Below are 5,034 nucleotides of genomic sequence, written 5' to 3'. Positions count from 1 at the left end.
TCCCGCCCCATTCTTGACCGCTCTCCGTCTCCCCTCGTCGCTCCGCTCTCGTTCAGGTGGGTTCCCTCATGCTCCAGCCGCACCAGCGCGCGTCCCGGCTCCGTGTGGTCACACTCGCCAGCACGGTCGCGCTCGTCGCCGCGGTACCGCTCGCGGCGGCGGTCGCGGGTGAGGACGCCCGCTTGGCGGCCAGGGCGTTCGAGGCGGCCCAGCCCCGGCACGGCACGGCCGGCGACCCCGCGCGCGAAAAGGCCGGTGAGCAAGAGCGCGACGCGGCCGGTGGACGAGAACAGGGCGAGGGCGAGGCGCGGCGGGGTGAGGCGCCGCGACGGGGAACGGCCGGTCAGAATCGGCCTTCGTCCTCTTGTGGGCCGGAAATCACCTCCCCCGAAGGGGTGGAGGCGCGGGCCTGCGTGTTGACCGAAGGCGAGCAGACCTGGGCCCGCGCCTACTACCGGAACTCCACCCGGGGTGCCCTGCCCGCCGTCCTGACCCTGCGAGGTCCCGACGGACGCACGACCCGGGTGCGCTGCACCATGGCTGCCGCCGCCGGGCGTGGCGTGTGCGAGACGCCACGGGGCAACGGGGAGGAGCGCGGCGGTGCCCGGGCGCATGGGGCGTACTCGGCGGTGGCCGAGGTCGCCTCCGCCGACGGGAAGCGGCGTCTGCTGCGGGCGGACAGCGGCAGTTGATGCGCGTCGGCCTGGCGAGACGCGGCGCGGGGGGCCCGGAAGTCGCCGGTGTGCGGTGCGACGGCCGCTTTGCGAAGGGGCGGTCCGGAGGCAAAAGAAGAACCCGGTCGCTGGCGACGGGGGATGCACCAGCGACCGGGCTTCTAGAACGGTAACAAGAGATCGGCGGTTAGCAAATTCGATCGCCCGGATTCAGACGCCGATTTACCTGTGAGTAGGGCAAGTTGGACCGCGTATGTGACCGGTGTCACGCACACGGGACCTTCGCAACCTCCCCGCCCGATCTCCCGACTGTCGTCAGTTGAGCGTCACCTGACGGTTGGTGAGGCCGCTGCGCGCCCGGCGCTCCTCGGCCGTCAGCGGAGCCGTCACCGCCAGCGCCTCGGCGAGACGTTCGGCGAACGCCGCGGCGGGCTTCTCGCAGTCCTGGGCCGTCATCCCCGAGGGCAGGTCCCACACCGGGACGGTCAGCCCGTGTGCCCGGAAAGAGCCCACCAGCCGGGACCCCTCGGCGCCCTGCGGCGCGTCCAGCGACGAGGCACCGGCGGCGTGCAGGCGCGCCAGCGCGTCCAGCAGCTCCTCCTCGGGCCTGGCCATCACCCACCGCAGATGGTTCTTCCCCGGCGCCTCGCACCAGTAGGCCCCCTCGACCCCCGAGAGCCGGGTGGTGGGCAAAGCCGCGGAGTTGGCGCTCTCCAGAGAAGCGGCGACCTCACCGGTCGGCTCCTCCCCGCCCTCCAGCCAGAACTCGAACCCGGAGTGCACCTCCGGCTCGAACGGCGCGTCGAGGTCCAGCAGGTCCTGAAGGCGCGGGCCCTGCGGGTCGGCGCGGCCCGCGTCGACCGGAGTGCCAGGCTCGGCGGCGAGCGCGCGCTGGAGCGTGTCCGCGAGGTCCCGGCTCAGGTCCCCGGAGGCGGTGTCGTTCTGCAGGCCCAGCAGGATCTCGCCGCTCTCCCGGCGCAGCGCGGGCCACGCCATCGGCAGCACCGTCGCGAGCGTGACGGCACCGACGCCCTCGGGGAGCCCTCCCTTGAGCGTCAGACGCGCGGTGGCCGCCGGGACCAGCTCGCGCATGGCGACCCAGTCGGCCTCCCCGGGCAGTCCTTCGAACGGGCGGCGCACCAGTTCGGTCGCGGCCTGGGCGGCTGCCCTGCCGTGGCACGCCTTGTAGCGGCGCCCCGAACCGCAGGGACACGGCTGGCGGGCCCCCACCACCGGGTAGTTCCCGCTGTCTGCCACCCCTGTGGCGGCCGTGGCGGCTGTCTGGGGTCGGCGCTTCTTTGCCATGCGAGCGGTTCTCCAGATGTGCGGCGTTGTGGGCGCCGTGATCCTAGTAGCTGCCGGGCACACCGCGCTGCCCGCACCACTCCCGAGCGGGGACGGGGCCGGCCGGTGCACCCTGCCGGGGGGGGAGCGGTGGGGAAGCCAGGCTGGGTCAGAGCTCCTCCACCGAGGCGAGGTCGAACTCCTCGCCGGGCTCGCCGCCGCCGAGGGCGCCGGAGGCCCCGCCGAGGCCGTTGAGGCTGGCGGCGACCCGTCCGCTGAAGGAGTTGTCCGGCCGGAGCACCGCCCAGACCGTCACCGCGGGCTCTCCGTCGACCGGGAGGCCGGGCGCGATGCCGTCCGGCACATACCGGCCGCGCGTGCCGCCGTCCGAGGGCGGCGTACCAACGGCCGAAGGCGGCGTGCCATCGGCCGAAGACGGCGTGCCACCGGCCGAGGCCGTACGGGTGCGTGTGGCGCGACTGCGTGTGGCGCGGTTGCGTGGGGTCTCTTCGGGGGCCGTGCGCGGGGGCCCGAGCCCGGTGCGCGGGGATCTGTCCTGATGTTCGGAGCGCACTCCCCAGTCCCGGGCGAGGGCGGTGATGATGGCGAGCCCTCTGCCGCCGCGTGCGGTGACGGAGGGCTTGGCCGGAAGTGGACGGGTCGGCCCGCCACCGTCCGTGACCGCGATGGTCACCTCGCCGCCCGTGTCCCTGCACCACGACGCTCTGACGGTCGCGGCGTCGGCCGCCGCGCCGCCTGGGGCGCCTTCGGGCCCACTTGCCCCGTGGGAACCACCCGCTCCGTGCGTCACCGTGGACCCCTCGTGCAGCGGCCGTGCATGGCGGCACGCGTTGCTGAGGAGCTCGGAAAGAATCAGAATCGCATCATCGACGACCGTGTCGGGAGCGCCGCACGCGAGGAGTTCCTCGCGCATCCTGCGCCGTGCGAGCCGCACACCCGACGGACCATGGGGCACGGCCATGGTCGACGAAGTAGGCACTTCCTGTGCCACCACCAACGCCACCCCCGAGACCTCCTTTGCCCCACGCCATCGGGATGAATGCCCCAGCCGAGTGCGGCGGAAACCGGCCACTCCCCTTCTCTTGACGCACTCGCGCGACTGCAATAAGCACCGAATGCGCCGGTGCACTCCCGGACAGTCAGTACGCCCCGCCGCTGAGCTGGGCACGGACCTGCTGCGGCCGGTTGGTGATGATCGCGTCGACCCCGAGCCGCACGCACAGCTCGACGTCCTCGGGTTCGTCCACCGTCCACACGTGCACCTCGTTGCCCGCGCGGTGGGCACGTGCGACGTACTCCGGATGCGCGCGCACCAGGCGGATGCCGGGGCCCGCGATACGCACTCCGTTCGGCAGCCGTCCGTCGCGGTGGCGGGGCAGCAGGAACTGGGTCAGGAACACCGTCGGCAGTTGCGGTGCCGCGGCGCGCACGCGCTGGAGCGAGCGCGCGGAGAAGCTCATCACCCGCACGGGGGTGTCAGGGCGGTGGCGGTCCAGCAGCTCCAGCAGGCGCGCCTCGACCTGTCCGGCCCAGCGGGTCGGATGCTTGGTCTCGATCGCCAGTTCCACTGGGCGCGGCGCCTCGGCCACCAGGTCGAGCAGGCGGTCGAGAGTGAGGACGGAAGTCCGCTCGGGATCGGCGCGGACGCGGGTAGCCCCGTTCGGGTCGTCGGAGGCGTCGGAGGCGGCGTCGGTCGCGTCGGTGTCGAGGGCGGTGTCCGGGGATTCGTACGGGTCGGCGTGCCGACCCTTCCAGGAGCCGAAGTCGAGGGCGGCCAGGTCGGCGAGCTCCAGCGTCGAGACGGCGCCGCGCCCGTTGGAGGTGCGGTTGATCCTCCGGTCATGGACGCAGACGAGGTGGCCGTCGGCGGTGAGTCGTACGTCGCACTCCAGTCCGTCCGCGCCCTCTTCGATGGCGCGGCGGTAGGCGGCCAGAGTGTGCTCCGGCGCCGCCATGGAGGCGCCTCGGTGGGCGATGACGGACGGCGGGCGGGCGAGACGGCGGCGCGACCCGGCGTCGAACTCGTTGCTCACGCGGTTATCGTGCCACCGGAGTCGGCGTGCACGCTGCGCAGGGCTCTGCGCACGGCTGCGCCACGAGGTGCCCGCGGGCTCACCCTCCTCCCGCCTCGGCCGGCCGGCCCTCCGGAGAGCCGGTTTCCCCGGAACTCCGGAAGGCGGTGCGGGGGGAGCGCGCCTACGCTGGGTCCCGTGACCGCGGAGCACGTGCGTGCGAATCGCTGGGGCGTGTGGGTGGCGAGCCGTCGGCGACGCCCTGACGCCGATGCCCCCATGCCTGTCCCCCACCCCCTGGGGCCGGGAGTGTGTCCGTGTTGACCCGATGTAAAGACGGAAGTGCGGAGGCTCAGCGTTGGCTTACGTCGGCCTGACGTGTGATGGGAAAAGCTGTCCATGGATACCCGCATACGTGAACGCATCCGTCCCTGCGATGTCGTGTACCTGATGAGGAGTGAGCTGTGAGCACCGAGAACGACGGCGCTGCCGTGACGCCTGCGGCGGGGGCGGGTCCCACGCCTCCGGCGCCGGTCCAGGCCCCGTCCGCCGGCGCCCCGACGAGCCGCGAGGACGGCGACTTCTCGCTGCCCTCCCCTGACTCTTCCGTCACCGCCGCTCCGGACGTCGCTCCCACCGAAGCCCCGTCCGACGCTCTGCCCGACGCCCCGCTGCCCGCGCCGCCCGGCGCAACGGGCGGCGCACCGCACGGCGCGGACGGCACGCCGCACAGCGCCGACGGCACGCCACGCGGCGCGGACGGCGCGGCGGACACCGGTGCGGGCCCGGAGGCCGGAGGACGTACTCAGTACGACACCCTCGTCCAGGACGCGGTCGCCCGTCCGGCCGAGGCACCGGGGCCGAACGCGGCACCGGCGTCCACGGACACACTGGTGCGGTCGCCGCAGGACGGCTCACGCGAGGCGCCCGCTGCCGTGGACGCGCCCGCTGCCGTGGACGCGCCCGCTCCCGTGGAGGGCACCGAGGCGGTGCCCTCCGCCCCGGCGGTACCGCCGCAGCAGCCCTCGCAGCCACCCTCCGCC

Annotated in this window: 3 protein-coding genes and 2 pseudogenes; 2 read left to right on the top strand and 3 right to left on the bottom strand. The window is 73.7% G+C overall.

Annotated elements, in window-relative coordinates; all coding sequences use genetic code 11:
- Window positions 1-68 precede the first annotated feature (68 nt).
- Window positions 69-692, top strand: coding sequence for a hypothetical protein (locus AB8Z75_RS31955; protein WP_369208150.1), 624 nt, complete (start codon window positions 69-71; stop codon window positions 690-692).
- A 297-nt stretch (window positions 693-989) separates the two neighbouring features.
- Here the strand turns inward: AB8Z75_RS31955 and AB8Z75_RS31950 are convergent, their stop codons facing one another.
- The 3 genes and pseudogenes from AB8Z75_RS31950 to AB8Z75_RS31940 all read right to left on the bottom strand — a co-directional run bounded on the left by AB8Z75_RS31950 (window position 990) and on the right by AB8Z75_RS31940 (window position 4,012).
- Window positions 990-1,979, bottom strand: a complete 990-nt coding sequence (locus AB8Z75_RS31950; protein WP_369208148.1) for a DUF5926 family protein — start codon at window positions 1,977-1,979, stop codon at window positions 990-992.
- A gap of 550 nt (window positions 1,980-2,529) precedes the next feature.
- A pseudogene (locus tag AB8Z75_RS31945) lies at window positions 2,530-2,982 on the bottom strand (ATP-binding protein); the annotation flags it as partial.
- A gap of 136 nt (window positions 2,983-3,118) precedes the next feature.
- Entirely contained in the window at window positions 3,119-4,012 is an 894-nt protein-coding gene (locus tag AB8Z75_RS31940; RefSeq protein ID WP_369208146.1) for a glycerophosphodiester phosphodiesterase, read from the bottom strand.
- A gap of 443 nt (window positions 4,013-4,455) precedes the next feature.
- Here AB8Z75_RS31940 and AB8Z75_RS31935 point away from each other — a divergent pair.
- A pseudogene (locus AB8Z75_RS31935) lies at window positions 4,456-5,034 on the top strand (hypothetical protein); the annotation flags it as partial.

Source organism: Streptomyces sp. PU-14G (assembly GCF_041028275.1).
Taxonomy (GTDB): domain Bacteria; phylum Actinomycetota; class Actinomycetes; order Streptomycetales; family Streptomycetaceae; genus Streptomyces.
This window is presented reverse-complemented; position numbering and strand designations above follow the sequence as displayed.

Coding starts and splice junctions, on each gene's coding strand:
- AB8Z75_RS31950 (WP_369208148.1), bottom strand. CDS start 1,979: ATGGCAAAGAAGCGCCGACCCCAGACAGCCGCCACGGCCGCCACAGGG.
- AB8Z75_RS31955 (WP_369208150.1), top strand. CDS start 69: ATGCTCCAGCCGCACCAGCGCGCGTCCCGGCTCCGTGTGGTCACACTC.